Annotated in this window: 24 protein-coding genes and 1 pseudogene; 11 read left to right on the forward strand and 14 right to left on the reverse strand. The window is 71.8% G+C overall.

Annotated elements, in window-relative coordinates; genetic code table 11:
* Positions 1-17 precede the first annotated feature (17 nt).
* Together D3272_RS15755 and D3272_RS15760 are read left to right on the forward strand one after the other, a co-directional pair.
* Positions 18-1,136 (forward strand): pyridoxal phosphate-dependent aminotransferase, encoded by a 1,119-nt coding sequence (locus D3272_RS15755; protein WP_129220169.1) that lies wholly within the window; start codon positions 18-20, stop codon positions 1,134-1,136.
* Complete coding sequence (locus D3272_RS15760; protein ID WP_129220170.1) at positions 1,129-2,109, forward strand: prephenate/arogenate dehydrogenase family protein; 981 nt, start codon at positions 1,129-1,131, stop codon at positions 2,107-2,109. Before D3272_RS15755 ends, D3272_RS15760 begins: the two co-directional genes overlap by 8 nt.
* Positions 2,110-2,279: 170 nt before the next feature.
* On the opposite strand, the gene D3272_RS15765 is transcribed toward D3272_RS15760, so the two are convergent.
* Positions 2,280-2,507 carry a hypothetical protein gene (locus D3272_RS15765; RefSeq protein WP_129220171.1) on the reverse strand — a complete coding sequence of 76 codons (228 nt, stop codon included), beginning with the start codon at positions 2,505-2,507 and terminating at the stop codon, positions 2,280-2,282.
* Positions 2,508-2,738: 231 nt separating this feature from the next.
* Between D3272_RS15765 and D3272_RS15770 the strand changes: the two genes are divergently transcribed.
* Entirely contained in the window at positions 2,739-3,371 is a 633-nt protein-coding gene (locus D3272_RS15770) for a LysE family translocator (RefSeq protein WP_129220172.1), read from the forward strand.
* Positions 3,372-3,380: 9 nt separating this feature from the next.
* Here D3272_RS15770 and D3272_RS15775 read toward each other — a convergent pair whose 3' ends face one another.
* The gene (locus D3272_RS15775; RefSeq protein WP_129220173.1) at positions 3,381-4,436 is read right to left on the reverse strand and encodes an aldo/keto reductase; all 1,056 of its coding nucleotides are present in this window, start codon (positions 4,434-4,436) and stop codon (positions 3,381-3,383) included.
* Positions 4,437-4,746: 310 nt separating this feature from the next.
* Positions 4,747-5,217: an Hsp20 family protein gene (locus D3272_RS15780; RefSeq protein WP_129220174.1), complete on the reverse strand. Its 471-nt coding sequence runs from the start codon at positions 5,215-5,217 to the stop codon at positions 4,747-4,749.
* A gap of 356 nt (positions 5,218-5,573) precedes the next feature.
* On the opposite strand from D3272_RS15780, the gene D3272_RS15785 reads away from it, so the two are divergent.
* Positions 5,574-6,113 carry a hypothetical protein gene (locus D3272_RS15785; RefSeq protein ID WP_129220175.1) on the forward strand — a complete coding sequence of 180 codons (540 nt, stop codon included), beginning with the start codon at positions 5,574-5,576 and terminating at the stop codon, positions 6,111-6,113.
* A 93-nt stretch (positions 6,114-6,206) separates the two neighbouring features.
* Here D3272_RS15785 and D3272_RS15790 read toward each other — a convergent pair whose 3' ends face one another.
* The 4 genes from D3272_RS15790 to D3272_RS15805 all read right to left on the reverse strand — a co-directional run bounded on the left by D3272_RS15790 (position 6,207) and on the right by D3272_RS15805 (position 10,805).
* On the reverse strand, positions 6,207-7,100 hold the full coding sequence (locus D3272_RS15790) for a lipid kinase (RefSeq protein ID WP_129220176.1): 894 nt from the start codon (positions 7,098-7,100) through the stop codon (positions 6,207-6,209).
* Between the two features lie 76 nt (positions 7,101-7,176).
* Positions 7,177-8,058 (reverse strand): 3-hydroxyisobutyrate dehydrogenase, encoded by an 882-nt coding sequence (mmsB, locus tag D3272_RS15795; RefSeq protein ID WP_129220177.1) that lies wholly within the window; start codon positions 8,056-8,058, stop codon positions 7,177-7,179.
* 124 nt (positions 8,059-8,182) lie between these two features.
* Positions 8,183-9,502, reverse strand: a complete 1,320-nt coding sequence (locus D3272_RS15800) for a dihydroorotase (protein WP_129220178.1) — start codon at positions 9,500-9,502, stop codon at positions 8,183-8,185.
* Positions 9,503-9,593: 91 nt separating this feature from the next.
* Positions 9,594-10,805 carry an NADP-dependent isocitrate dehydrogenase gene (locus D3272_RS15805; protein WP_129220179.1) on the reverse strand — a complete coding sequence of 404 codons (1,212 nt, stop codon included), beginning with the start codon at positions 10,803-10,805 and terminating at the stop codon, positions 9,594-9,596.
* A 208-nt stretch (positions 10,806-11,013) separates the two neighbouring features.
* Between D3272_RS15805 and D3272_RS15810 the strand changes: the two genes are divergently transcribed.
* The 5 genes from D3272_RS15810 to D3272_RS15830 all read left to right on the forward strand — a co-directional run bounded on the left by D3272_RS15810 (position 11,014) and on the right by D3272_RS15830 (position 17,262).
* Entirely contained in the window at positions 11,014-12,219 is a 1,206-nt protein-coding gene (locus D3272_RS15810; RefSeq protein ID WP_129220180.1) for an OpgC family protein, read from the forward strand.
* Positions 12,161-12,955 carry an SGNH/GDSL hydrolase family protein gene (locus D3272_RS15815; protein WP_129220181.1) on the forward strand — a complete coding sequence of 265 codons (795 nt, stop codon included), beginning with the start codon at positions 12,161-12,163 and terminating at the stop codon, positions 12,953-12,955. Before D3272_RS15810 ends, D3272_RS15815 begins: the two co-directional genes overlap by 59 nt.
* Before the next feature lie 91 nt (positions 12,956-13,046).
* Complete coding sequence (locus D3272_RS15820) at positions 13,047-13,847, forward strand: RNA methyltransferase (RefSeq protein WP_129220182.1); 801 nt, start codon at positions 13,047-13,049, stop codon at positions 13,845-13,847.
* Positions 13,848-14,243: 396 nt separating this feature from the next.
* Positions 14,244-16,268, forward strand: coding sequence for an AI-2E family transporter (locus D3272_RS15825; protein ID WP_129220183.1), 2,025 nt, complete (start codon positions 14,244-14,246; stop codon positions 16,266-16,268).
* 265 nt (positions 16,269-16,533) lie between these two features.
* On the forward strand, positions 16,534-17,262 hold the full coding sequence (locus tag D3272_RS15830; protein WP_129220184.1) for an endonuclease III domain-containing protein: 729 nt from the start codon (positions 16,534-16,536) through the stop codon (positions 17,260-17,262).
* On the opposite strand, the gene D3272_RS15835 is transcribed toward D3272_RS15830, so the two are convergent.
* From D3272_RS15835 to D3272_RS15845, 3 genes are all read right to left on the reverse strand, one after another.
* A complete protein-coding gene (locus D3272_RS15835) occupies positions 17,246-18,115 on the reverse strand; it encodes a lytic transglycosylase domain-containing protein (RefSeq protein ID WP_129220185.1) in 870 nt (289 codons plus the stop codon). The two genes, D3272_RS15830 and D3272_RS15835, sit on opposite strands and share 17 nt — an antisense overlap.
* A gap of 484 nt (positions 18,116-18,599) precedes the next feature.
* Positions 18,600-19,676, reverse strand: a complete 1,077-nt coding sequence (locus tag D3272_RS15840; RefSeq protein WP_129220186.1) for an enoyl-CoA hydratase/isomerase family protein — start codon at positions 19,674-19,676, stop codon at positions 18,600-18,602.
* A 130-nt stretch (positions 19,677-19,806) separates the two neighbouring features.
* Positions 19,807-20,562, reverse strand: coding sequence for a trypsin-like serine peptidase (locus D3272_RS15845; protein ID WP_129220187.1), 756 nt, complete (start codon positions 20,560-20,562; stop codon positions 19,807-19,809).
* A gap of 189 nt (positions 20,563-20,751) precedes the next feature.
* Between D3272_RS15845 and D3272_RS28425 the strand changes: the two genes are divergently transcribed.
* A complete protein-coding gene (locus D3272_RS28425) occupies positions 20,752-21,504 on the forward strand; it encodes a Ros/MucR family transcriptional regulator (RefSeq protein ID WP_428977998.1) in 753 nt (250 codons plus the stop codon).
* A 179-nt stretch (positions 21,505-21,683) separates the two neighbouring features.
* Here the strand turns inward: D3272_RS28425 and D3272_RS15855 are convergent, their stop codons facing one another.
* The 4 genes and pseudogenes from D3272_RS15855 to D3272_RS15870 form a co-directional block, all read right to left on the reverse strand.
* Complete coding sequence (locus tag D3272_RS15855; protein ID WP_129220188.1) at positions 21,684-22,991, reverse strand: UDP-glucose dehydrogenase family protein; 1,308 nt, start codon at positions 22,989-22,991, stop codon at positions 21,684-21,686.
* A gap of 273 nt (positions 22,992-23,264) precedes the next feature.
* Positions 23,265-24,251, reverse strand: a complete 987-nt coding sequence (rhuM, locus tag D3272_RS15860) for a RhuM family protein (protein ID WP_129220189.1) — start codon at positions 24,249-24,251, stop codon at positions 23,265-23,267.
* Between the two features lie 32 nt (positions 24,252-24,283).
* Positions 24,284-25,360: pseudogene (locus tag D3272_RS15865) on the reverse strand (glycosyltransferase family 2 protein); the annotation flags it as partial.
* A gap of 21 nt (positions 25,361-25,381) precedes the next feature.
* Positions 25,382-25,672: a helix-turn-helix domain-containing protein gene (locus D3272_RS15870; RefSeq protein WP_129220191.1), complete on the reverse strand. Its 291-nt coding sequence runs from the start codon at positions 25,670-25,672 to the stop codon at positions 25,382-25,384.
* A 224-nt stretch (positions 25,673-25,896) separates the two neighbouring features.
* On the opposite strand from D3272_RS15870, the gene D3272_RS28430 reads away from it, so the two are divergent.
* A complete protein-coding gene (locus tag D3272_RS28430) occupies positions 25,897-26,160 on the forward strand; it encodes a DUF6894 family protein (RefSeq protein WP_428977999.1) in 264 nt (87 codons plus the stop codon).
* Positions 26,161-26,162: the final 2 nt, after the last annotated feature.

A 26,162-nucleotide genomic window follows, 5' to 3' on the forward strand; every position in this document is an offset into this window, starting at 1 on the left:
CCCGAGAAGCCACAGCCATGTCCACCGACACCGCCGCCCGCCCCGTCCCCCGCGCCGGCGTCCTCGCCGTCGAGGCCTATGTGCCCGGCAAGAGCGCGGTGGCGCCCGGCGTGAAGCTGTTCAAGCTGTCGTCGAACGAGAACCCGCTTGGCCCCTCCCCCAAGGCCGCGGCGGCCTTTGCGGCGGCGGCCGCCAAGCTCGAACTCTACCCGGACGGCGCCGCCACGCGGCTGCGCGAGGCGATCGGCAAGCGCTACGGCATCGACCCGGCACGCATCATCTGCGGCTGCGGCTCGGACGACCTCCTGTCGTTGCTCGCCTACAGCTACATCGGGCCGGGCGACGAGGGCATCTTCACCACCCACGGCTTCCTCATCTACCGCATCGCCATCCAGGCGGCCGGCGGCGTGCCCGTCGTGGCCCCGGAGCGCGACCTCACCGCCGACGTCGACGCCATCCTGGCCCGCGTCACGCCGCGCACCCGCATCGTGTTCCTGGCCAACCCCAACAACCCGACCGGCACCTACCTGCCCTTCGCCGAGGTCAGGCGCCTGCAGGCCGGCCTGCCGCCGAACGTGCTGCTGGTGCTGGACGCCGCCTATGCGGAATACGTGCGCAACAACGATTATTCGTCCGGCCTCGAGCTGGCGGCGACGGCCGACAACGTCGTGATGACCCGCACCTTCTCCAAAATCCACGGCCTCGCGGCGCTGCGGGTGGGCTGGGCCTACGCGCCCGCCGAGGTCTGCGACGCCATGAACCGCATCCGCGGCGCTTTTAACGTCAACCTGCCCGCCATCGAGGCCGGCATCGCCGCCATCGAGGACCGCGACCACGAGGATGCCGCCGTGGCGCACAACGCCCGCTGGGCGGCCTGGCTCACCGAACAGCTGCGCGGCCTCGGGCTCGCCGTCGTGCCGAGCGTCGGCAACTTCCTGCTGATCGGCTTCCCCGAGGCCGGGCCGCACACGGCCGCGGCGGCCGACGGGGCGCTGGCGGCGCGGGGCCTCGTGTTGCGGGCCGTGGCCTCCTACGGCCTGCCCCACCACCTGCGCCTCACGGTCGGCACCGCGGAAGCCAACCGCCTCGTCGTCGACACGCTGCGCGCGTTCCTGGCGGACGGCGCCCGTGGCTGACGCGCCGGGCTCCGGCCGCGTCTTCGAGCGCCTCTGCGTCGTCGGGCTCGGCCTCATCGGCGCCTCGGTGGCGCTGGCGGCGCGGCGCGGCGGAGGTGTCGGCACCATCGTGGCCTACGACGCCTCGGCGGCGGTGCGGGCGCGGGTCGTGGAGCTCGGCCTCGCCGACATCGTCGCCGACACCGCCGCCGAGGCCGTGGCGGGCTGCGACCACGTGGTGCTCTGCGTGCCGGTCGGCGCCATCGGGGCCGTCGCGGCCGAGATCGCCCCCCATCTCGCGCCCGGCGCCGTGCTGAGCGACGTGGGATCGGTGAAGGGCGCCGTGGTGGAGGCGGTGACGCCCCACCTCCCCGCGGGCGTGGCCTTCGTGCCGGCCCATCCCGTCGCCGGCACGGAGTTTTCCGGGCCCGACGCCGGCTTCGCGGCCCTGTTCGAGAACCGCTGGTGCATCCTCACGCCCTGCGAAGCCTCGCCCGAGGCGGCGGTGGCCGGGGTGCGGGCGCTGTGGGAGGGCTTCGGCGCCAGGGTCGACACGATGAGCCCCGCCCATCACGACCTCGTCCTCGCCATCACCAGCCACGTCCCGCACCTCATCGCCTACAACATCGTGGGCACGGCGGCGCATCTCGAGACCGTGACGAACTCCGAGGTGATCAAGTTCTCGGCCGGCGGCTTCCGCGACTTCACCCGCATCGCCGCCTCGGACCCGACCATGTGGCGCGACGTCTTCCTCAACAATCGGGAGGCCGTGCTGGAGATGCTGGGCCGCTTCCTCGAGGACCTGTCGGCGCTGCAGCGCATGGTGCGGTTCGGCGACGGCGACGGGCTCTTCGAGCTGTTCACTAAGACGCGCGCCATCCGCACCTCCATCGTGGCGGTCGGCCAGGAGACGGCGGCGGCGGATTTCGGCCGCCGCGACGCCGGCCAGCCCGTGGAGGCGAGCTCCAGCGGGGGGACTGGGCCGAGGTCCTGAACCCGAGATCCTCCGCGGGACGGAGCAGGTCGCCGTCGGGACCGGCCAGGACAAACTGGCGCTGTCCGGCCTTGCGGTCGGCGACGCGGTACCACGTTCCGGTCGAGCGACGAGACCGTGGGTTCGGGGACGAGCCGGGCCTGGCGCGTCGCCGTGCCCTCGGATGGGGTTCAGCCGCCGCGCGGCAGATCGAGCAGCGCCGACAGGACCGAGGCCGAACTCATCGCCGCCGCCGGGTCGCCGCTGGGGCGCTCCCGCCGGTCCTCGAGTTCGAACCGCCCCGCCGCCTGGCGACGCCGGCCCCTGTCCTTGTCGGTCTTGGATTGGGCCGCGGAGCGCTTCAACGGCGACACGGCCGGCACGGCGACGATCGGCAGCGAGACGACGGGCACCAGCATGGGAGGCCTTTCCGGGACGGGACGCATCAGCTTGGCACCAGCCCGGTGGCGAAGACGTTGACGACCGAGGGCCCGACACAGCGGCGGCCCGCCTTTCGTCGCTCATGCTTGCCGCCTCGTTAAGACGGCGCCGTCCGTGCCGGCTTGCCGGCCCGCCCGGCCGGAAGCGCTCGCCCGCGGCGGACCGCGCTGCTAGGGTCGCGCGTCCCGAGCCCGCCGAGCGCCCCGCCGATGCCCCATCTCGCCACGATCGCGGTGTTCTCCGCCGCGGCCCTCGCCCTGGCCTGCACGCCGGGCCCCGACATGCTGCTGATCCTGTCGCGCACCGTGGCGCAGGGGCGGAGCGCCGGCTTCGCGTCCATCCTGGGGGCGCAGGCCGGCATCTATTGCCACGCCATCGCGGTGGCGCTCGGCCTCGCCGAACTGTTCCGGGCCGTGCCGCTCGCCTATGACGCCGTGCGCTACGCCGGCGCCGCCTACCTCCTGGTGCTGGCCGTGGCGGCGTTCCGCTCCGGTGCCGCAGCACCGCTGGCCCCGGCCGCCGTGCCGCGGCTGTCGCTCGGCGCCGTGTTCCGCCAGGGCCTGCTCACCAACCTGATGAACCCCAAGGTGGCGCTCTTCGCCCTGGCGCTGTTCCCGCAGTTCGTGACGCCGGACGGCGGCCCGGTGGCGCTGCAGATCCTGGTGCTGGCGACGGTGCTGAACGTCGTCGGCGCCCTGGTCAACGGCGCGCTGGTGCTGGGGGCCAGCCGCCTCGGCCGCGTCATGGCGGGGCGCACCCGCTGGAAGCGCGCCCCGCAGATCGCGCTCGGCACGGTCTTCACCGGCCTCGCGCTGCGCCTCGCCGTGGACGGCGGTCGCTGATCGAAGGGCTCAGCGGCCGGCCGGCCGCGGCTCCCCGGCCATCTGCTTGCGGCGGTACTCGCCCTGGCGGGCATGCATCCAGCCCGGATATTCGGGCGGCAGCGCGCTGACCTTGTCGATGGCGGCGAGTTCCTCCTCGGTGAGCTCGACCGCCGTCGCCGCGATGTTGTCCTCGAGCTGGTCGACCCGCTTGGCCCCGACGATGACGCTTGTGACGACCCGCTGGTGCAGCAGCCAGGCGAGGGCGATCTGCGCCACCGACACGCCGCGGCTCTCGGCCAGGGGCTGCAGCACGTCGATGACGTCCCAGGCTCGGCCCTTGTCGACGGGCGGGAAGTCGAAGGACAGGCGGCGGCTGCCCTGCTCGCCCTGCCGGTCGCGGGAATACTTGCCCGACAGCAGGCCGCCGGCCAGCGGGCTCCACACGAGGAGGCCCACGCCTTCCGACCGCATCATGGGGACGAGGTCGCGTTCGAGGTCGCGGCCCGCCACCGTGTAATAGGCCTGCAGCGTCTCGAACCGGGCGAGGTTGAGCTTGTCGGACAGGCCGAGCGCCTTGGTGATCTGCCAGGCGGCCCAGTTCGACACCCCGACGTAGCGGACGTGGCCGTGCTGGACCAGCACGTCGAGGGCCCGCAGCGTCTCCTCGATGGGCGTCGCGGGGTCGAAGCTGTGCAGCTGGTAGAGGTCGATGTAATCGGTCTTGAGGCGCTTCAGGCTGGCCTTGCAGGCATCGATCAGGTGGACGCGCGAGGAGCCCCGGGCATTCGGCCCCTTGCCGGTCTCGCCGAAGGCCTTGGTGGCCAGCACCACGTCGTGGCGGGCGAGGCCGAGGTTGTGCAGCGCCTGTCCGGTGATCTCCTCGGAAGCACCTTCCGAATAGACGTCGGCCGTGTCGATGAAGTTGATGCCGCGGTCGACGGCCGTGCGGACGAGTCCGTCGGCTTCGTCCTGCTGCAGGGTGCCGATCTTGCTCCAAACCTCGCCGGTGCCGCCGAACGTCATGGTGCCGAGGCACAGTTCGGACACGAAGAGGCCGGTACGGCCGAGCTTGTTGTAACGCATGGATGGTACTTTCGTGCTGCGGCGCGGCGGGCGCGCCGGGGGCCGGGCCTGCCCGGTTCGCAGCCCCTAACGGCGAGGGAGCCCGGCGGGGTCCCGCCCCGGGCCGTCGATGCCGACGCCGGCATGCCGCACGCACGAAAGCGGCGCCCCTCGCGAGGCGCCGCTCATCAGAAAAAGGCGCCCCTCGCGCGGCGCCGCTCATCCAGAAGAGGCGCGCCTCGCGAGAAGCCACTTATCCAGAAGAGGCGCCCCTCGCGGGGCGCCTCGCGGCCGTCGTTCGGCGAGCGTCGGTCTCGGGACCGTGGTCCGATCAGGCGGCCTTGGACTCGACCACCTTCGGGGCGCGGGCATTCGTGCCGATGCTGATCTGGCGCGGCTTCTGGGCTTCCGGGATCTCGCGCACGAGGTCCACGTGAAGCAGGCCGTGCTCCAGCGCGGCGCCCGTCACCTGGACGTGGTCGGCGAGCTGGAAGCGGCGCTCGAAGGCGCGGGCCGCGATGCCCTGGTAGAGCACTTCGGTCTTGGGCGCCTCGGCCGCCTCGGCCTTGCGGGAGCCGCGGATCAGCAGGACATTCTCACGGGTCTCGATCGAAAGATCGTCCTCGGAGAAGCCCGCAACGGCCACGGAGATACGGTAGGCGTTCTCGCCGGTCCGCTCGATGTTGTAGGGCGGATAGGTCTGGGCCGCCGCCTCCACGCCCGACATCTGGTCGAGGATGGTGAAGAGACGGTCGAAGCCGACGGTGGAACGGTACAGGGGAGAGAGATCGTACTGGCGCATGTGCGACACATCCTCTTTGGAGCGACATGTGACCCCGGCGTTGCTGTCCGGGACCGGTTGGAAGCGCGTCCTTTGTGGCCCGCGCGATGCTGATGTGGTGATGGACCAGGGGGTCGCAAGAGGGTTCCCGCCCAAAAAAACGCGGCCTCGGGACCCCCGCCCGCGGCCCACCTGTCACCCCGGAGCCACGCCCGGCCGCCAACCGCCGCGCCGGGCAGGCCCGCCACCCGCATGCCTTGGTCATGACACGCCCGTGTCGTCGAAGCGGCCGTGTCGGGGCAGCTCTGCCACAGCGGAATGAACCGATCGCCGTCGTCGCGCATTCTCCCCGCGACATTTTGTTTTGGAGTACCACCATGTCCACCATCAAGAAGCTCGTCGCCGTTGCAGCGGTCGCGTCCCTGGCGCTGGTCGCCACCGAGCTGTCGGCTTCGGCCCAGAGCGCTCTGACCAACGGACCGAACGGCATGCAGCCCAACAGGCTGGCGTCCGACAGCGCCACCGGCATGAACGGCAACAAGCCGAGCCGCGGCATGATGCGCCGTCGCGCCATGCACAACCAGGCCTCCATGGAGTCCCGCACCAGCTACGCTTCGCGCCGCCCGCTGACGGTGCGCCGCACCGTGGCGGCCGTCGAGCAGCCCGTCGTCGTCGCGCCGGCCCCGGTCGTGGTCGGCGGCCCGGGCAACATCGTGACGGGCCCGCTCGGCTTCGCCAGCAACGTCGTGAGCCTGCCGTTCCGCGCCGTCGGCGGCATCTTCCCCGCCACCGGCGACATCGCCACCAACCCGCTGGTGTTGATCGGCGCTCCGCTCCGCGCCGTCGGCGAAATCGTGCAGCTTCCGTTCCGCGTGCTCGGCGCGCCCTTCGGCGGGACGACGATCGCCACCTACTGATCCCGGCCCCATCGGGGATCGTGAAGGGCGGAGGCGCGAGCCTCCGCCCTTTTTCGTGCCCTCGGACGACGCGGCCCCGCTGGGCCGTGCCCCTCACTCCGGCACGAACAGCGTCGCGGCGTCGTGCAGCACCTTGAAAGTCGCCGGCGTGCGGGTGACGATCTCGCCGTCGGCGTTGACCGAACGGTGGCGGCGCGTGGTGACGCGGATCTCCTCGCCCCCCAGCGTGCGGATCTCGGTCCAGTCCTGGGTGCGCCCGCTGCGCAGGGCGGGCAGCAGCATCAACAGCCTCCACGCGCTCTCGACTTCCAGGCTGTAGACGTCGAGGCGCCCGTCGTCGATCGCGGCGTCCTCGCTCACCGTCATGCCGCCGCCGTAGTGGCGGCCGTTGCCAACGGCGAGGTGGATGGTGCGGGAGCGGATGCGGGTCTCGCCGGTCTCGATCTCGACGTGGAAGGGCCGCAGGCGGCGCAGCACGCGCAGGCCCGCGACAGCGTAGCCGAGCGGGCCCCAGCGCTTCTTGGCGTCGCTGGTCAGCGCGTGGGTGAGGTCGACGCCGAAGCCGAGGCTGGCGACATTGAAGTAGGGGTGGCCGTTGACGTCGCCGAGGTCGATCCGGCGGGTCCGCCCGGCCGCGATGACGTTCACCGCTCCCTCGAGGTCGAGCGGCAGGCCGAGCGTGCGGGCGAGGTCGTTGGCGGTGCCGAGCGGCAGCACGCCGAGCGGCAGGCGCGTCGCCAGGATGCCCGGCGCCGCGGCGTTGATGGTGCCGTCCCCGCCTCCCACGACCACGAGGTCGATCTCGGGCTCGAGCTGGACGATGCGCCGCGACACGTCCTCGCGCGATTGCGTGTCGCCGCGCCGCACCGCCAAGCCGGCCCCCTCCAGCAGCGCCTGCGCCGTGTCGGCATTGTCGCGTCCCGAGCGGCTGTGCTCGTTGACGATCAGCAGGGCGCGGCGCGGGGGCTCGTGCTCGGAGGGGGGCATGGGGTCCTTCTTGGCGGCGAGGCGGGCGTGGTCCGCCGGCGCCCTGCCAATCCCGGAGCAGCCCGGTTTGTGCCGGTCAACCGCCCCGGATCGCCCCGATCACGGCCGAATAGTCGAGCGCCGCTCCGCCGGACTCGGCGAAGCGCGCGAAGATCTCGCGAGCCTGCGCGCCGAGCGCCGTCTCGGCCCCGACAGCCGCGGCGGCGTCGCGGGCCAGCGTCAGGTCCTTGAGCATCAGGGCGGTGGCGAAGCCCGGACGGTAGCCGTGGTTGGCGGCGCTGGCGGGCACCGGGCCGGGCACCGGGCAGTGGTTGGTGAGCGCCCAGCACTGCCCCGAGGAGGTCGAGGCGACGTCGAAGAGCGCCTGGTGGTCGAGGCCGAGCTTTTCGGCCAGGACGAAGGCTTCGCTGATGCCGATCATGGCGATGCCGAGGATCATGTTGTTGCACATCTTGGCGGCCTGGCCGGCGCCCGGGCCGCCGCAGGCCACCACGCGCTTGCCCATGGCGGCGAGGATCGGCCGGGCCCGGTCCAGCGCCGCCGGCGTGCCGCCCGCCATGAAGGTGAGGGTGCCGGCGCTGGCGCCGCCGACGCCGCCCGAGACCGGCGCGTCGACCGCCATCATCCCGGCCCCGGCGGCGAGGTCGTGCGCCTGCCGGGCGGAGGCGACGTCCACGGTCGAGGAATCGATGAAGAGCGCGCCGGCCGGGGCGCCGGCCACGAGGCCCCCCTCGTAGGCCTCGACGAGGTGACGGCCCGCCGGCAGCATGGTCACGACGACCTCGGCCCCCGCGGCCGCGGCGGCCGCCGACGCCGCGATGGCGACGCCCGTCGCCCGCGCCGCGTCGCAGGCCGCCGGGCTGAGGTCGAACCCCGTCACGGCATGGCCGGCCCGCACGAGGTTGGCCGCCATCGGCCCACCCATGTTGCCGAGCCCGATCCAAGCGATGGCCGCCATCGTGTTCCCCTCCCGGACCGGGCCTTGCACGGCCCGCGGCGCGAAAGGTGCGCGCCGGCACGGCCGGCCGTCAAGCGGCGGCGGTGCTGGGGCGGGTCTGCGGCGGCGGATCGCGCCGCGCCGCTCAGCCGCGGAAGCGGGCGAGCCGGCCGGCGGGCGCGCCCAGCACCTCGTCGTCCCGCATCACGGGGCGGCCGCGCACCACCGTGGCGACGGGCCAACCCTGCACGCGGGCGCCGGCGAAGGGCGTCCAGCCGCAGGGCGAGGCGATCCAGCTGTCCTCGATGGTGCGGCGCCGCTGGAGGTCGACCAGCGTGAAGTCGCCGTCGAAGCCGGCCGCGAGCCGGCCCTTGCCGACGAGGCCGTAGACCCGCGCCGGGCCGGCCGCCATGAGGTCGACGAGGCGCGACAGCGACAGGCGCCCGGCGGCGACATGGTCGAGCATGATGGGCACCAGCGTCTGCACTCCGGTGAGGCCGGCCGGACATTCGGGCCAGGGCAGCGCCTTGGCGGCGCGGGAATGGGGCGCGTGGTCGGAGCCGACGGTGTCGACCGTGCCGTCGGCGATCGCCGCCCAGCTCGCCGCCCGGTGGCGCTCGCCGCGGATCGGCGGGTTCATCACGCCGAAGCCGCCGAGCCGGTCGTAGCAGTCGGGCGCCACCTGGGTCAGGTGGTTGACCAGCACCTCCACGGTGGCGATGTCGCGGAAGTCGCGCAGGTAGGCGAGCTCCTCGGCGGTGGAAACGTGCAGGATGTGGGCCGGCCGCCCGGTCCGTCGCGCCAGGGCCATGAGGCGCCGCGTGCCCAGGAAGGCGCATTCCTCGTCGCGCCACTCCATGTGGCTGCGGTGCGGCATGCCGGAGCGGAACAGGGGCTTGCGAGCCTGGAGGCGATATTCGTCCTCGCTGTGGAAGGCGATCCGCCGCCGCCCGGCGCGCATCACCCGCTCGAGGTTCTCGTCGTCCTCGACCATCAGCGTGCCGGTGGACGAGCCGGCGAAAACCTTGACGGCGCAGACGCCCGGCGCCTGTTCGAGGTCGGCGAGGGCGTCGACGTTGGTCTTGGTGCCGCCGACGTAGAGGCCGACGTCGCACCAGCTCTGCTCCTCGACGTAGCCGCGCTTCCAGTCGAGCCGCTCGCGGTCGACGATCGGCGGGTTGGTGTTGGGCATGTCGAAGACGGTGGCGATGCCGCCCAGCACGGCGCCGCGCGTGCCGGTGGCCAGCGTCTCCACGGCGGGGTCGCCGGGGTCGCGCAGGTGGACGTGGCTGTCGATCAGGCCCGGCAGCACGTGCAGGCCCGCGGCCTCGATCACCTCCGCGCCGTCCTCACCGGCGAGCGCGCCGATCGCCGCGATGCGGCCGTCCCGAACGCCGACATCGGCGGCCTCCTCGCCCCAGGGCAGCACCAGCGTGCCGCCGCGGATGATCAGGTCGTAGTGCATGGCGTGTTCCTCGGGGCTCGGGCGGGCGGCGGCGGACCGTGGGTCGCGCCGCGACGCCCGCCGCTCCGGCCGGGCGCCGCGGCGTCGTCCGTCACGCCATGGCGGCGCGCAGGTTGGCGTCGACGCGGTCGAGGAAGCCGGTGGTCGACAGCCAGGTCTGGTCCGGGCCGACCAGAAGCGCCAGGTCCTTGGTCATGGCGCCGCCCTCGACGGTGTCGACGCAGACCTTCTCCAGCGTGCCGGCGAAGCGCGCCAGGGCGGCATTGTCGTCGAGCTTGGCCCGGTGGGCGAGGCCGCGCGTCCAGGCGAAGATCGACGCGATGGAGTTGGTGCTGGTTTCCCGGCCCTTCTGGTGCTCGCGGTAGTGGCGCGTCACGGTGCCGTGCGCGGCCTCGGCCTCGACGGTGGCGCCGTCCGGCGTCATCAAGACGGAGGTCATGAGGCCGAGCGAGCCGAAGCCCTGCGCCACCGTGTCGGACTGCACGTCGCCGTCGTAGTTCTTGCAGGCCCAGACGTAGCCGCCCGACCACTTCATCGCCGACGCTACCATGTCGTCGATCAGCCGGTGCTCGTAGGTGATGCCGAGCGCCTGGAACTTCGACTTGAACTCGGCGTCGTAGATCTCCTGGAAGATGTCCTTGAAGCGGCCGTCGTACTTTTTGAGGATGGTGTTCTTGGTCGACAGGTACACCGGGAACTTACGGTTCAGGCCGTAGTTCAGCGAGGCCCGGGCGAAGTCGCGGATCGAATCGTCGAGGTTGTACATCGACATGGCGATGCCCGCGCCGGTGAACTTGAACACCTCCTTCTCGATGACGGTGCCGTCCTCGCCCTCGAACTTGACGGTGAGGCGGCCCTTGCCCGGCACGGTGAAGTCGGTGGCGCGATACTGGTCGCCGTAGGCGTGGCGGCCGATGACGATCGGCTGCGTCCAGCCCGGCACGAGCCGCGGCACGTTCTGGCAGATGATGGGCTCGCGGAAGATGACACCGCCGAGGATGTTGCGGATCGTGCCGTTGGGCGAGCGCCACATCTCCTTGAGGTTGAACTCCTGCACGCGCGCCTCGTCGGGCGTGATGGTGGCGCATTTGACCCCGACGCCGTGCTCCTTGATGGCGTTGGCGGCATCGATCGTCACCTGGTCGCCCGTGGCGTCGCGGTTCTCGACCGACAGGTCGTAGTAGCGCAGGTCGACGTCGAGGTAGGGGTGGACCAGCTTGTCGCGGATGTAGTGCCAGATGATGCGGGTCATCTCGTCGCCGTCGAGCTCGACGACGGGTTTCGCGACCTTGATCTTGTCCATGCTGAGCATCCCTTGAGGCTGGCGGACCATCCCGTGGCGGCCCGCGCCGCGGCGTCCCGGCGCGCGCCGGATCCTCGGCCGCTATAGAGCGAAACCGGCGGCAGGGAAACGATGAAGCCATCGCGGCGGCGCCGTGCTAAGCTGCGGCTCAGTTCCGTGGCGCGCCGTGCACCGGACGCGCGCGGCCGAACCCCGCCGGAGGTGCGACATGACGGCAGGTTTCCCGTCCACCGCCCGCGACCCGCGCGTCGACCTGCTGCGCGGCCTCGCGCTCCTGTCCATCTTCGTCGACCACATCCCCGACAATGTGCTGGCCGACTTCACGCTGCACAATTTCGGTTTCAGCGACGCCGCGGAGATCTTCGTGCTGCTGGCCGGCGTCTCGGCGACCCATGCCTACAGCAACGTCTTCGACCGGCACGGCCTGCGCGTCGGCATGACCCGGGTGCTGCTGCGCTGCCTGCACATCTACGGCGTGCAGGTCGTGCTGCTGCTCGCCACGCTGCTGCTCGTCGGCACCTGGGAACGGCTCTACGGCACCCAGTCGATCATCGTCGGCCCCATCCTGCGGGACGGCTGGACGGGCGCGATGCGGGGCGTGTCGCTGCGGGCGCTGCCGGCCTATCTCGACATCCTGCCGCTCTACATCCTGCTGCTCGCCGCCTTCCCGCTGATCCGCTTCGGCCTGTCCCGCAGCGTCCGGACGACGCTCGGCGCCTCGGTCGCGCTCTATGGATCCGCCAACGTCCTGCACTGGAACCTGCGCAACGTGGTCGACCCGGCCGACAAGGCGCATTGGTACTTCGACCCCTTCACCTGGCAGGTGCTCTTCGTCATCGGCTGCGTGATGGCGATCGCGACGCGGCGCCGCCACCCGCTGATGGTCCGGCCGCCGGCGTTGCTTCTCGGCCTGTGCTGGCTCTACGCGCTCGGGGCGTTCCTGGTGCTCGACGCCTGGAAGCTCTGGCCCGCCCCGCTGCCGGGCGACTTCTACGCCACCAGCCCGCTGATCGGCATCTTCGGCAACGAGCCCAAGACCTACGTGTCGCCCTGGCGCCTCGCCAACGTCCTCGCCATCGTCTACCCGGTGCTGACCTCCGCCGCCATGGCGCGAGTGGCGCGGTGGGCGGCGCTGCGGCCCCTCGCCGCCTGTGGGCGGCATTCGCTGCCCGTCTTCGCGCTGGGCTGCGTTCTGGCCCTCGTCGGACGCTTGATCTTCCGCACGGCCGGCGTCACCGTCGCCGCCCAGGTGGGCGTCAACACCGTGGGGCTCGGCGCCATGCTGGCGCTGGGTCTCGCCCTCGACGCCCGCCGGGCGGCCCGCGCCGCCCGACACCCCGTGGAGTTGGTCCCCGATGCTTCGAACTGCGCCGCGCCGAGCGCCATCGCCTCCGGCGGCTCCACCCCGGCCTGAGCGCCGCGCCGCCCGGCGGCGGACGCCGCGGGCCTTTGCCGCCCTCGGCCTCCTCGGCACCCTGCTGCTGTCGCCGGCGCCCGCGCGGGCGTCCGGCGGCGAAGCGGCGCCGTTCCGCATCGTCGCCCTGGGGTCGTCGTCCACGCAGGGGACCGGCGCTTCCACGCCGGGCATGAGCTATCCCGCCCAGCTCCAGCGCCTCTTCGCCACCGCCTTCGGCGGGCGGCCCGCCGTCGCCGTGGCCAACCGGGGCGTCGCCGGCGAGGACATCGACGACATGGTGCGGCGGATCGGCCCCGACGTGGTGGCGGCTCATCCCGACCTCGTCATCTGGCAGGCGGGCAGCAACGACCCGCTGCGCGGCGTTCCCCTGGACCGGTTCAAGACCAAACTGCGCGACGGGATCGCGGCGATCCGCGCCGGGGGTGCCGAAGTGCTGCTCATGGAGCCGCAATGGTCCCCCGTGATCGAGAAGGCGGATGCCAAGAGCCGCTTCGTCGACGCGGTGCGCGAGGTCGGGGCCGAGGCCCATGTCGACGTCGTCCGCCGCTTCGCCCTGATGCGCGGCTGGATCGACGACGGCACCGTCACGCCCCAGGCGCTCGTGGGACCCGACAACCTCCACATGACCGACCGCGGCTACACGCTGCTGGCCGGCGCGGTGCTCGACCGGATCGCGACGAGTTCCCGGGCCTTCCGCGCCCGGCGGGCCGTGGCCACCGCGGGGCGGCCCTGACGGAGGTCGCCGGACGCCGCGCCTTGACACCGGCCGCGCCTTCCCCGAACGCATGGCGGCTGCGATGCGCGGACGGGGGAGCGGGGAAACGGTGACCGGGGCGGGAACGGACCACAGCAAGGCCCCCGGCCGCGGCGGCCCCGCGATCGTGCTGGTGCGGCCGCAACTGGCCGTGAACGTCGGCATGGCGGCGCGCGCCATGGCGAATTTCGGGCTCGACGACCTGAGGCTCGTGGCGCCGAAGAACGGCTGGCCCCGCACCGGCGAATACAAGGACGTGGCCGAGGCCGCGGCCTCCGGCGCCCTCCACGTGCTCGACGGCGCCCGGGTCTTCGCGACGATCGAGGAGGCGGTCGCCGACCTCACCGCCGTCTATGCCACGACGGCGCGGGAGCGCGGTCAGGGCAAGCCCGTGCTGTCCCCGGAGACCGCCATGGCGGCCTGGGCGGCGCCCATCCGCTCCGGCGAGCGGCGCGGCATCCTGTTCGGCCCCGAGCGCACCGGCCTCGGCAACGACGAGGTGACGCTGGCCGACGCGGTCGTGACCTTCCCGGTCGACCCGGCGCACGGTTCGCTGAATCTCGCCCAGGCGGTGCTGCTCATGGGCTACGAGTGGCGCCGGCAGTCCGGCGATGCGGCCCTGCCCTTCGCCGAGCCGGAACTGTCGCGCCCGGCCTCGCGCGAGGCGCTGCTGTCCTTCTTCGCCTATGTGGAGGGGGAACTCACGGCCGCGGGCTTCTTCCGCCCCGACGGCAAGCAGCCCGTGATGCGCCGCAACCTGCGCAACATCTTTCACCGCATCGGCATGAGCGAGCAGGACGTCAAGACGCTGCGGGGAGCGGTGGTGCGCCTCGTCCAGGGCCCGCGGCGGCGGACGCCGGAGGGCGGCTGAACGCTCCCCGGGGACAGGCCCTACCGTGGTGCAATTGACACACGCGACAGCCGAAAGCGGGCGAGGCCCGAACGGGCCTTGCCATGCGGACGGGCGAGCGTAGATTGTCGGATGTGGCGCCGAGGCGTCACGTGCCCTTCTTGGGCGTTTCCTCCCTAGACTTCGGGCCGCCCGCTGGGCGGTCTTTTTTTGTCCAGGCGGGCGCAGGACCGTGCCGCTTCCGTCTCGTTGACGCGTATTGAGCACGGCCGTGGGCGCGACGCAAGGCTTCCATGCAAAAAAGCATCCCTCGGCGGCGCCGCCCCGGTCGGCCCCGGGCCGGATCCATTCCGCCGGTGGCACGTTGCGGCCTCGGGCGCTCGCCCGCTTTCCGTCGAACCCGCAGGCCGCCGCCCGATGAGCGAAACCAAACCCGCCGACCGCGTCCCCGCCAGCGTCGCCCCGGCGGACACGCCGGGCCTCAGCAGCCTCCTGTCCCTGGCCGTCGCCGTGGTTGTGGTGGCGGCGCTGTACTTCGCCCGCGAGGTGCTCATCCCCATCACGGTGGCGGTGATCCTGTCCTTCATGCTGGCCCCGCTCGTGTCGCGCCTGCAGCGCTGGCACCTGCCCCATGCCGCCGCCGTGGTGGTGGCGGTGCTGGTGGCCTTCGGCATTATCGGCGCGCTCGGCGGCATCATCGGCACGCAGGTGGCGGGCATCGCGAGCGACGTGCCCCGCTACACCAGCACGATCCAGCACAAGATCGCCGCCGTCCAGGCCATGACGGTCGGACGGCTGTCCGGCCTCACGAAGCGGCTCGACCGGCAGATGGGCCATACGACGGAGGAGGCCGCCACGGCGGGGCCCGGGGCGGCGTCGACCGACACGCCGAAGCCGCAGCTCGTCGAGGTGGTGCCGCCGCCGACCTCAGCCATGGAACTGGCCCGCACCGTCCTGGCGCCCATCATCGACCCGCTGTCGACGACGCTGATCGTCGTCATCGTGGCGGTCTTCATCCTGATGCAGCGTGAAGACCTGCGCGACAGGATGATCCGGCTCTTCGGCTCGAACGACCTGCAGCGCACGACGCTGGCGCTCGACGATGCCGGGCGGCGGCTCGGCAAATACTACGTCGCCCAGCTCGCCATCAACACCTGCTTCGGCGTGGTCTCGGCCGTGGGCCTCTACTTCATCGGCGTGCCTTCGGCGGCCCTTTGGGGCGTGCTGTCGGCGGTGCTGCGCTTCGTGCCCTACATCGGGCCGGTGATCGCTGCCGTCCTGCCGACGGCCCTCGCCGCCGCCGTGGACCCGGGCTGGTCCATGGTGCTGTGGACGCTGGGCCTCTACGTGGTCTCGGAATCCATCACCGGACAGGTCATCGAACCGCTGGTCTACGGCCATTCCACCGGCCTGTCGCCCGCCGCCGTGGTCATCGCCGCCATCTTCTGGACCTGGCTCTGGGGACCCATCGGCCTGCTGCTGTCGACGCCGCTGACGCTGTGCCTCGTGGTGCTGGGCCGGCACGTCGACCGGCTCGAGTTCCTCGACGTCATGCTGGGCGACCGCCCGGCGCTCACGCCGGTCGAGAATTTCTACCAGCGCATGCTGGCCGACGATCCCGACGAGGCCCTGCACCAGGCCGAAACGCTGCTCAAGGAGCGGTCGCTCACCGGCTATTACGACGAGGTGGCGCTGAAGGGCCTGCAGCTCGCCGCCAACGACGCCCTGCGCGGCGCGCTGTCGGCCGAAAAGGTCGAACTCATCAAGGAAAGCGTCAAGGCCCTGACCGAGGACCTCGCCAGCCACGAGGACCGGGACCCGCACCCCGCCGACAAGGCGGCCGCCGAAGCCGTGGCCACGCGGGCGGAGCGCGCCGTTCCGACCCCGCCGGCCCCCAAGGCCGACGCGCCCGAAACCGGCGCCCTGGCGGAGCACTGGCGCGGCGAGACCCCGGTGCTGTGCATCGCCGGCAAGGGACCGCTCGACGAGGCCGCTTCCGCCATGCTGGCGCAGCTGCTCGGCAAGCACGGGCTCGGCGCCCGGGTGGCGCCCTACGGTGCCGCGTCGCGCAAGGGCATCGAAGAGCTCGACGCGACGGGCGTCGCCATGGTGTGCATCAGCTACCTCGAGATCTCGGGCAGCCCGACCGCCCTGCACTACCTGGTCCGTCGGCTGCGCCAGCGCATCCCCGGCGCCCAGATCCTCATCGGCCTGTGGCCGAGCGAGGGGATGGACCTCGACAACGAGCGCATCCGCAACGTCGTCGCCGCCGACATCTACGCGGCGAGCCTGCGGGAAGCCGTGGACGCCTGCGTGCAGGCCGCGCACGACGATGCCGGCACGGTGCCGGGGCAGCGACCGGACGCATCCGACCTCGGCGGCGGCGGCCGGCACGAAGCCCCGGCCCGGCCGGACGGCGCACCCGTTCCGCTGCCAGCGTGACGGATGTTTCATCTTCAGGGTGCAGGGGCAGGCTTGCAAACCGAGCCGATCCCACTATCTTCCATTGTGAGCCCGAACGGGACGGCCGGTCGACCACGGATGTACTGGCGACCGCTTCCCCTGCACCGAACGTGACGGACGCGCCCTGCGCGTCCCGCGATCTCCGATCCAGGACCTCTTGTCCGGATCTGTGCTGATGGCCATGAGGGCCCGCCACGGATGTACTGGCGGGCCTTTTCGTATTTCGCGCCATCGCCTGGAGCGCATGACACAGGACCGACCCCACGGGCTGGCGACCCTGCCGCGGCATCCCGCTACGGACGACCGCCCTCCCGCCGAAGCCGGCCGGGTCGCCGCCGTCCTCGTCGCCGCCGTCCTGGGCCGGCTCGCCGAAGCCGATCCCCATCCCAAGGCCGCCCTCGGCGTCGACGACCCCTATCGGCTGCTCGTCACGGTGCTGATGTCGGCGCAATCGACCGGCGCCACCGTGGGCCGCGTGGCCGACGCGCTCTTCGCCGTCGCCGCCACGCCCGCCGCCATGCTGGCCTTGGGCCGCGAGGGCGTCGCCGCCATCATCAAGCCGGTGGGGCTCGGCCTCAACAAGTCGCGCCACATCATCGCGCTCTCCGCCCTGCTGGTCGAGCGCTTCGGCGGCATCGTGCCGCGGACCTCGGCCGAACTGCAGACCCTGCCCGGCATCGGCCGCAAGACCGCCGACGTGACGGCCAACTTCGCCTTCGGCGAGCCCGTGATCGGCGTCGACACCCACGTGTTCCGGGTGTCGAACCGCATCCCGCTGGCGCCCGGGCGGACGCCTGCGGCGGTGGCGGACGGGCTGAACGCCGCCGTGCCGGAGGCCTTCAAGGACGGCGCCCACATCTGGCTGTTCCGCCACGGGCGCGACACCTGCACGGCCCGGAGCCCGGCCTGCGGTCGCTGCAGGGTTGCCGACCTGTGCACCTGGCCCGGCAAGCCGGTCAGCTCCGCAACGTGACGCAGGCGCCGCGCGCCGCCTGGATGCGGCGGCACAGCGCATCGGCCTCCTGGCGTGAGTTCGCCGGCACCCGCACCCGATAGAAGGCCCTCGTGCCGCGCGTGCGCAGGCGCGTGCCGATCACCATGGGCCTGATGTCGCCGATGACGGCGGACAGGCTGGCGCGGGCGCGGGAGAAGGAGGCGAGGGCGAGGCTCTTCGAAAAGTTGCCGGCGAGCTGGACGCCCCAGGGCGCGAAGGGCGCCTCGGCCATGCGCGTCCCGCCGCGGCGCGGCGCCGTCCGCAGCGTGGCGGCGAGCTGGAGGCAGTTCTGCGGATCCACGGCGAGATCGCGGGTCGCGTGCGCCTTGGCATCCGCCGCCCAATCCTCCGCGCTGCGCCCGGTGATGCGCTCCACATAGTCGCGCGTCTCGAACGGCAGCCCGCCCCGTCCCGCCAGCCAGTCGGCGACGCGCCGCGGCCCGGCATTGTAGGCGGCGGCCGCGAGGCCGAGGTTGCCGAACCGCCCCGATAGTTCCGCCAGCAGCGCCGCCGAGGCCGGCACCGCCTTTTCGGGATCGAAGGGGTCGTCGAGGCCCCGCTCGGCCGCCGTGCCGGGCATGAACTGGGCGATGCCCTGCGCCCCCGCGGGGCTCGTGGCCTCCGCCCGGAAGGCCGATTCCTGCCAGATGAGGCGGGTTAGGAAGCCGACCGGGAGCTTCTGGGCCTCGGCGGCCCCGGTGATGACGCGGCACAGCGCCTGCGCCACGGTCTCGCCGCCGGCGGGCGTGGGAGCGGCGCGGATCGGTTGCGGCGTCAGGAGCGCGGCGGCGCACAGGATGGCCGAGGCGGAACGGAAACAGCGAAACCGCATGCGGATCCGGACGCGAGACGGGACGGAAAAGCCATGTCGCCGACCCGCTTGCGCGACCGGGGGTAGGCCTGCTTCTTTGCGACAAACCACCGACCGTGGTTGCCCGATCGACACGTCAGCCAGGCACAACCTGCGTTCAAACCACCGTGTCGTCAATGGAAAACCACCGTCGGGGCGCCGGGACCGGGGCGGTCCTGCTTCGATGCACACCGGCGATGCTTCGAGGCACGATGTCGTCCCGGCGCGTGTCACGCCGTTGCTGACGCAGCCTGGTCCGGAAACCTGGTGGATCGGCGCCGACGCCACCGCGCTTCGCCCTCCGCTTGACAGGCCATGCCGGCAGTGCCCGCTTTCGCCGTGATAGGCATGGGGCTATACGCGTCGCATCGGCTCGCGGAGACGAGCCGTGCCGGGAGCAGGCGGCAGGGACGCGGCACCAAAGGTGCCGTGCCGGGAGCAGGCAGCAACTCCTCGGGCGTTCCCGTCAGGAGCCCTCGACCAGCCCGAGCCCCGGGCCTTCCTCGGTCTCGAAGTGGCGCAGCACGTCCCGGCGGTCGACGTCGGCGAGGCGGGCCGGGCGCCAGCGCGGGTCGCGGTCCTTGTCGACCACGGCGGCCCGAACGCCTTCGACGAAGTCGGGCCGGCGCGTGATGGAGCACGAGACGCGGAACTCCATCTCGAGGCAGGCTTCGAGCGACAGGCGGCCGGCGTCGCGCAGGGCCTGCAACGTCACCTTGAGGGAGGTCGGTGCATTGCCGGCGATCTCGGCCGCGGCGGCCCGGGCGTCTGGCTCGGGCGCGGCCTCGAGCGCCAGGAGGATATCCTCGACCGTGCCGCCCGCGTAGCAGCGGTCGATCCAGGGGCGCGCCGCGGCGAGGGGGCCGGGCGGGACGGCGACGGCCAGGGCGCGCAGGTGGGCCCCGGCGTCGTCCCCGTCCCGGCAGCGCGCCAGGGCGATGCGCAGGTCGTGCAGCCTGCCTCGCGGGACCGCGACGTCGGCGAGCCCGCAGAGCAGCGCATCCGCGGCGTCGAGCCGCCCGCCCGTCAGAGCCAGGTGCAGGCCGAGGTTGCCGGGCGCGCGGGCCAGGAGGTAGGTGCCGCCGACATCCGGCGCGAAGCCGATCTTCACCTCCGGCATGGCCAGCACCGACCGGTCCGTCACCAGCCGGTGCGACGCATGGGCGCCGAGCCCGATGCCCCCGCCCATGGTCATCCCGTCCATCACCGTCACGATCGGCTTGGGGTATCGGGCGATGCGGGCGTTCAGCCGGTATTCGGCGCGGAAGAAGGCCGTCAACAGCTCGTGGCGGCCGGATCGGGCGCCCTCGTAGAGCGCCCGGATGTCGCCGCCGGCGCAGAACGCCTTGTCGCCGGCCCCGTCGACCAGCAGCACGGCGACCTGGGGGTCGGGCTCCCACGCATCGAGCGCGGCGTCGATCGCCTCGACCATCTCCAGCGTCAGGGCATTGTAGGCGGCGGGACGGTTCAGCGTCACGTGGCCCAGCGCGCCCTCGCGCCGCACGATGACCTCGGGCCTCGCCGACCCTTGGACGTCGCTCATCGGGTCCCTCCCGTCCTGCCGGCCGCTCCCGTCGCGGCCCCTCGGCCGGGTCCGGCGGGACGGAGCCCCTGCCGCCATCCTGGAGCGAGCATGCCATCGCGGCGGCGCGGCGTCGACAGGCAACCCCGGGTCATCGCCGGGCCGGTGCCGCGGCGGCTGTCGTCAGGATGGCGGCCGTGACCGGGGCGGCGATGCTGACCTGGCGCCCGTCGACCTTCCAGAACCCGACCGTGACGGCGAAGGCCTCGACGGCGCCGTCGGCGCCGGTCGCCAGCAGCGGCGCGCCGCTATCGCCATGCGCGATCAGGCAGTCGTGGGCCAGGACGCCGCCGGCAGCCGCGGGGCCGAGCAGACGACAGTGCCGGTCGGCCGTCATGAGGTAGGCGCGGTCCTGCGCGAAGCCGCCGATCTCGATGGCGGTGCCGGCCGGGGGCACGGTCTTGGCGAGCGCGATGGGGCGGAGCGCGGCCGGGAGCGGCTCGGCCAGCATGAGGACGGCCCAGTCGGACGACGCCGTGCGTGCCTCGTCGGCCGGATCGTAGCCCGGCCCGATCGCGAAGCCCGAGACGCGGGCGTGGATGCGGTAGTCCCCCCGCGCGTAGCCGAGCAGGAAGTGGATGGAATCGGGCTGCAGGAAGCGATGGGTGCGGAAAGCATAGAGGCAGTGGGCCGCCGTCAGCACCCGGTCGGGCGCGATGGCGGCGGCCGTGCAGGCGCCTCCGATGGAGTTGAACAGCTTGCCCACCGCCGACCACGGATAGGCGTCGGCATCCACCAGTTCGTGGTGGCCGGTGCCCGGCGGCGGCGGATCGGCCTCGGCGCGGACGGGGGCGAGGGCCAGGATCAGCGCCGCCGCCGCGGCCCGCCGCGGCCCCCACTTATGCATCGCTCCCAAAGCCGACCCGTCCTCTGCGCTTGCGTGCCCCCCTATAGCAGTCTTCCGGCGCGGGCGTGCGAGGCTCGCGGCGCCGGCGCGCCACGCCCTCGACCTCCGTCGGCGACCTGCGACCCTTCGATTGCCCGAATCAGCCCATCGGCGATGCTGCGATGCACGGGTGGCGGTGCCGCGATACTGTTGGAATGGACCATCTCAAGGCATCGTGCAGCTGTTCAGGGCCGTGTTGATCCGCGTCATGCTCCGTCCGAGCTCGAAAGCGCGCAGTCCACCCCTGTTTTTTCTGTCACCGGCCGCATTGACGCGCGACACGTCTTGCCTTGGCGAAAGAAGCGCTCTACTTCCCAGGAAAGAGCAGGAGAGATGAAGTTTATGTCCGACACGCAACCTGATATCAACGTCGTCGAGATGGCGGCTGAAATCGTCTCGGCCTATGTGCGCAACAACTCGGTCCCGGTGAGCGAGTTGCCGATGCTGCTGCAATCGGTGCACGATTCGCTCGGCAACATCCTGAACGGATCCAGGCCGGAAGCCGTGAAGGAGCCGCCGCAGCCGAAAGTCCCGGTGAAGAAGTCGGTGACAAACGACTACATCGTCTGCCTCGAGGACGGAAAGCGCTTCAAGTCGCTGAAGCGGCATCTCCACTCGGAGCACGGCCTGTCGCCGCAAGAATATCGCGAAAAGTGGGGCCTGGCGAAGGACTACCCGATGGTGGCGCCGGCCTATGCCGATGCGCGCTCCAACCTCGCCAAGACCATGGGCCTCGGCCGCAAGGCCGGCCCGACCCCCGACGTGATGGACGCCGAACCCGACGCCGTCGAGGATGCGGCCCCGGAACCCGTGAAGGCGGCCGAGGAGCCCGCACCGGAGCCCGCAGCCCCCGAGCCCGCCAAGAAGGCGCGCCGCGGCCGCGCCAAGGCGACCGCCGGCTGAGAGTCCGTCGAGGAGAACCCTTTCCCCCGGAGACGACGAGAAAGCTCTCGACGTCGTCGGAGGGCGTTGGGGCACGCGTTCGATAGCGTTGCGGGCACCGAGGCCAAGGCCACCGCCGGCCCCGCCATCGTGCCCGGGCGCCGACCTTGCCGGGCTTCGGCCCGGCGCCCCGCAAAGCCTCAGGCGGTGCGGCCGATGCCGACGTGGACGAAGCCGTGCCGGGCCGCTTCCTCGCGCGGATAGATGTTGCGGAGATCGACCAGCACGGCGGCCTTCAGCAGCGACTTGAGGCGGCTCATGTCGAGCGCCCTGAACGCGTCCCATTCCGTCACGATGACGAGCGCGTCGGCGCCGTCGGCACAGTCGTAGGCGTCCGACGCGAAGATGACGTCGTCGAGCATGCGCCGTGCCACCTCCATGCCTTCGGGATCGTAGGCGCGCACGCGCGCGCCGGCGTCCTTAAGGGCCGCGATGAGGCTGAGCGAGGGCGCATCGCGCATGTCGTCGGTGTTGGGCTTGAACGTCAGACCCAGCACCGCGACCGTCTTGCCGCGCAGGCTGCCGCCACAGGCCGCCAGCACCTTCTTGGCCATGGACCGCTTGCGCTGGTCGTTCACGGCCGCGACCGTCTCGACGATGCGGACCGAGGCGCCATGGTCCTGCCCGGTCTTGATCAGCGCCATCGTGTCCTTGGGGAAGCAGGAACCGCCGTAGCCGGGGCCGGCATGCAGGAACTTCGAGCCGATGCGGTTGTCGAGGCCGATGCCGCGCGCCACCTGCTGCACGTCCGCCCCCACCTTCTCGCACAGGTCGGCGATCTCGTTGATGAAGGTGATCTTGGTCGCCAGGAAGGCGTTGGCGGCGTATTTCGTCAGCTCGGCCGTGCGGCGCGACGTCCACAGGATGGGCGCCTGGTTCAGGTAGAGCGGGCGGTAGAGTTCCTGCATGACGGCACGGGCGCGGTCGTCCTCGATGCCGAGGACGATGCGGTCGGGACGCTTGAAGTCCACGATGGCGGCGCCTTCGCGCAGGAACTCGGGGTTGGACGCCACCGAAACGTCGGCGTCGGGCCGCGCCTCGCGGATGATGCGCTCGACCTCGTCGCCGGTGCCCACCGGCACGGTGGATTTGGTGACGACGACGGTGTGGCCCTGGAGGGCGCCGGCGATCTCGCGGGCCGCGCCGTAGACGTAGGACAGGTCGGCATGGCCGTCCCCCCGCCGCGAGGGCGTCCCGACCGCGATCAGCACGACTTCGGCGGCCGACACGGCCGAGGCGAGATCGGTCGTGAAGGACAGGCGTCCGGCGCGGACGTTGGAGGCGACGAGGTCGCCGAGCCCCGGCTCGTAGATCGGCATCTCGCCGCGCAGCAGCATGGCGATCTTGGCGGGATCGTTGTCGACCGCCGTCACGGCATGGCCGAAGTCCGCGAAGCATGCGCCCGAAACGAGGCCCACATAGCCCGAGCCGATGATGGCGATGCGCATACTGATCATCCCGTGGGACCGTCGCTCGGGACCGTGACGCCACGGCGGCCACGCAACCGGCACGCCGCCAAGCTTAACCATTCAGTCCCGGGGCGGCAAGGCGACGGGCTTCCCCCAACGTAAGCGGGGGCGCTCCCGCCTTCGGTGACGGCGCTCCGGCCTACGTCGGGGAAGCCGTGCTATCGGCTTGCAATCGCTGGGAAGTTCTTTCCCGAACGCCCGAACGGCCACGGCCGCGCATGGCTGCCATCAGGCGTCCAGCCTCGCTCCGCGTCAGTGGCGCGCGAGGCGGCGGCGGACCGGGTCGTCGCGCAGGATGAAGCGGGCATATTCGGCGCCGGCGTGCCGAAGGGCCCGGTCGCGGTGCACGTCCTTGTGGCCGGGCAGCACGGGGAAGTCGTCGAGCCGGAGCAGCCCGTCGAGCTTGTCCGACAGGTCCCGCATCGTCATGGTCCGGCCCCGCGCCGCCTGCCCCTGGACGTAGAGCAGGAACTGCTCGCACAGCACGTGGAGCGCGTAGAGCTCGTCGCGGTCGAGGTAGTTGGCGGCGATGCGCGCCTCGTCGACGCTGGGCTGCTCACCGGCGATGCGCTGCAGCCCCATGTTGGGGGCATCGTGATCGGCCCGCGCCAGGATGACGTCCGACGGCGTATGGCCCGTCACCGCATAGACGAACTTGGCCTGCAGCGCCTCGTTGAAGCGCCGCGCGTCCGGGGCGGCGGCGTCGTGGTCGGTCGCGGCCTGCCGGAAGAAGGCCCGCACGGTCTCGTAGATGTTGGTCTCCTGCGCCCGCAGCCCGCGCAGCCGCGCCGCCAGCCTGTCGGCCGCGGCGGGGTCGTCGCGCAGCCGCGGCTCGTTCAGGGCATAGCCGTCGACGGCCGTGGCCCGGAGCATCTGGGTGGCCCAGCGCCGGAAGGCCGCCGCCTTGGCCGAACTCAGCCGGTAGCCCACGCACAGGATCGTATCGAGATCGTGCAGCGTCCCGGTCGCGGCGCTGCCGGGGCGCTGCGTGCCGAGCGCGCCCTCGCCCGCCAGCACGGCGAGCTCCTTCGAGACGGTGGCGGCCGCGACGCCGAAGAGTTCCGCCATCTCGGCCTGCGTGGCCCAGATCGTGTCGGCCCCGAGATCGACGCGCAGGTCCAGCGGCCGGTCGCGCGGGCCGAACCGCACGAACTCGAAGGCGAGCTGTTCGACATCGGGGGAGGCCGGGCGGCGGCTGCGCCCGGCGGGCGGCTCGGAAGGGGAACGCGGCTTCGGCATGGCGACCGGTCTCGTCGGCGGTTGAATCACCGTCAACGCGCAGGCCGGCCCTGGTTCCGCACCGTCGCCGGCACCGTCCGGCCCGGATCCCGCCGCAGGGCGAGGCCGTGCTCGGTCTTGTTCCAGCCCTGCGGGTCGCGCAGCAGCTCGAACAGGGCTCGCCAGGCCGCGGCCGAGACGAGCAGCAAGTAGAGGGGGAGGGTCGCCAGCCAGGGCACCAGGTCCGGCCGGCCCATGCGACGGGCCCCCGCCACGCCCGGCCACAGCGCCGCCAGCACGCCACCGGCCAACAGGGCCGCGCTCGCCGCGACGAAGAACCACCAGGCGGCAGTCTCGGGCCGGAACGCGAGGCCCCACCAGGCTTCGGCGGCGGCGAGCGCCAGGAGCGGCGCCCCGAGCAGGCAGCTGAGCACGGTGCCGCAGAGCGAGACCGCCACCGACAGGCCGCCCCGACACCCGAGGTCGCGGAACAGCCGCACCGGATGGCGGCCGTGGACGATCAGCGTCACCATCCAGCCCTTGAGCCAGCGGGCCCGCTGGGGCATCCAGCGCGCCACCGTGAGCGGGGCTTCCTCGAACGTGTCGGAATCGAGCGAACCGAGACGGAAGCCGAAGCGCGCCAGGCGATAGCCGAGGTCGATGTCCTCGGTGACGTTCCAGGCGTCCCACAGGCCGACGTGGCGCAGGGCCGCAGCGCGGAAATGGTTGGAGGTTCCGCCGAGCGGCACCGGCAGGCCCAGCGCGGACAGCCCCGGCTTCACGCAGTGAAACAGCGCCGCATAGTCGAGGGCGAACATGCGGGTGATCCAGGCGTCGTCGGCGTGGTCGATCGTCAGGCGGGCCTGCAGGCAGGCGAGGTCGTCGCCCGCGGCCGCGAACCGCGCGGCGGCCGCCCGGAGTTGGCCGGGGTCGGGCCGGTCCTCCGCGTCGAACACCACCACGAGCGCGCCGCGGGCGGTCTCGAGCGCGGCATTCAGCGCACACGGCTTGGTGCGCGGTCGGCCGTCGCCGAGGACGACGACGTCGTAGGGGAGCGGCAGGTCCAGCCGCGCCGCCGCCGCCACCGTGGCGGCGTCGCAGGCTTCCAGCATGATCTTGATGTCGAGCTTGGCGCGGGGATAGTCGCGGCCTTATGTAGGAAACGCAACATTTGCCATCGTCGATGGTGACGTTTCCTCGTTGCGAGCGTCCATCATCATCCCGGTTCCTCGATCGCCATCGCTGAGGAATCGAACACCGAATGTCTCAAAGGCCTCGCGCACGGCTGCGTAAGCTTTACCCGACACCGGTTGTGAGGTCTTCATCTCCAGTCGCTTCACCGTCGACACCGACAAGCCGGCTGCCCGTGCGAGGTCCAACATGGACCAGTCGAGCATGCCTCGCGCACCACGGATCTGGCCCGGCGAAAGCGTATCAGCCATGAGCGAAGGTCCTCTCCTCGCCCGATAGTTTTTACGGGCGATGCACGGATTTACACGACGCTTGTGTGGTATGCAATTCCGTCATCTCGACCTTATCGCATCTTGAATTTCGTTCCGGATCAATTTCTGTCGAAGCCGGGTTAAGTCTCTATCGCCATTCAACCCCATGGCTTTCGGCGACTGAGGGACGCTTGCACCCTTGCCACAAAGGCTGGAGGCGCAGCGTGCCGTTATATTATTTCGATGTCCGCAACGCGGATGGGCTTCATCGCGATGAAGTCGGAGATCACTTCGATAGCCTGGACGAAGCTATTGATATCGCTCAATCGCTCCTCCCGGATCTTGCTTCGAGAAAACTGTCGGACGGCGACTGGCACGATCTTTCTTGTGATGTGAGGGATGACGCCGGCCGTGTCGTCTACCAAGTAGAATTGACATATCGGGGAACGCGCATGCCGGTGAGACCGGCCTCCCGGCCGGCTTGGTGAGG

The sequence above is a fragment of the Lichenibacterium ramalinae genome, from assembly GCF_004137085.1.
GTDB lineage: Bacteria > Pseudomonadota > Alphaproteobacteria > Rhizobiales > Beijerinckiaceae > Lichenihabitans > Lichenihabitans ramalinae.